A 1,547-nucleotide genomic window follows, 5' to 3' on the forward strand; every position below is an offset into this window, starting at 1 on the left:
CCCTCCGCCGGAACCGCGACGAGGCCGAAGCCGCCGTCACGGCGCTCGCCCACCTGCTCACCTCGGGCGCTGGCCCCGCCGACCGCACCGCCTTCTTCGCCGGGGCGGACGTCACCCGTGTCGGCCTCCCCACCTACGCCTTCCAGCACGAGACCTTCTGGATCCACGACACGGCCGCCGCCCCCGCCGACGCCGGGCACGCCGGGCTCGACGCGGCGGACCACCCGCTGCTCGGCGCCGCGGTCACGCTGCCCGAGTCCGAGGAGTTCCTGCTCACCGCCCGGCTCTCCCTGCGCACCCACCGCTGGCTGGACGACCACCGGGTCATGGGGCAGGCCGTCGTCCCGGGCGCCGCGCTGGTCGAGATGGCCGTGCGGGCCGGTGACGAGGCCGGCTGCAACACGCTGGACGAACTGACCCTGGAAGCCCCGCTGGTCCTGCCCGAGGAGGGCGGGGTCCAGGTCCGGGTGCGGGTCGGCGGGCCCGACGCGTGCGAGCGGCGGTCCGTCCGGGTCTACTCGCGGGCGGAGGACGCCCCCGCCGGGGAGGCCTGGACCCGGCACGCCGACGGGACGCTGTCCTTCGCCGACCGCTCGCCCGAGAGCGGGTCGGCCGAGTGGCCGCCGGCCGGGTCCGAGCCGCTGGACGCCGACGGGCTGTACGCCGCGATGTCCGGGGCCGGTCTCGACTACGGGCCGGTGTTCCAGGGGCTCAAGGCCGCCTGGAAGCTGGGCGAGGAGGTGTACGCGGAGGTCGCCCTCCCCGAGGAGGCATCGGCCGACGCCTCCCGCTACGGCCTGCACCCGGCGCTCCTGGACGCCGCCCTGCACGGCATCGGCCTGGGCTCCTTCCTCTCCGGCGGGGACGGGGCGCGGCTGCCGTTCGCCTGGTCGGGGGTGTCGCTGTACGCGGCCGGGGCCTCCGCCCTGCGCGTACGGATCGCGCCGGCCGGGACGGACTCCGTGGCGCTGGCCCTCGCCGACCCGGCCGGAGCCCCCGTCGCGGCCGTCGGGTCGCTCGCGCTGCGCCCCGTGTCGGCGGAGCAGTTCGGGGACGCCGTGCTGCGGGACGCGCTGTTCCGCCTGGAGTGGGTGGAGCCCTCCTATGCCGAGGCCGCCGAGTCGGTCCTGGACTGGGCGGTGGTCGGTGGCGAGGCGTCACCCGCCGGGCGGGGTCTGCGGGGTGCGGGGGTTCCCTTCGCCACGTACGCGGACCTGGCCGGGCTGCGGGCGGCCGTGGACGGGGGCCGGACGGTGCCGGACCTGGTGGTGCTGCCCGTGCCGGACTCGGTGTCCGGGGCACTGGCGGTGCTGCGGTCCTGGCTGGCCGACGAGCGGTACGCCTCCTCCCGGCTGCTGTTCACCGCCACCGGGCCGTCCCCGGACACTGCGGCGGTGTGGGGTCTGGTGCGTTCCGCGCAGGCCGAGAACCCGGGCCGGTTCCTCCTCGTGGAGGCGGCGGACGAGGACTCGGGCTGGAACCTGCTGCCGCGGGCCCTGGGCACCGACGAGGCGCAATTCGCCCTCCGCGACGGTGTGGTGCTCGTA

General features: G+C 77.0%; 1 protein-coding gene. It reads left to right on the forward strand.

Annotated elements, in window-relative coordinates; translation table 11 throughout:
* A partial coding sequence (locus VR44_RS39755) for a polyketide synthase dehydratase domain-containing protein (RefSeq protein ID WP_045952570.1) occupies nt 1-1,547 on the forward strand: 1,547 nt, incomplete at both ends.

The organism is Streptomyces katrae (genome assembly GCF_000966975.1).
GTDB lineage: Bacteria > Actinomycetota > Actinomycetes > Streptomycetales > Streptomycetaceae > Streptomyces > Streptomyces katrae.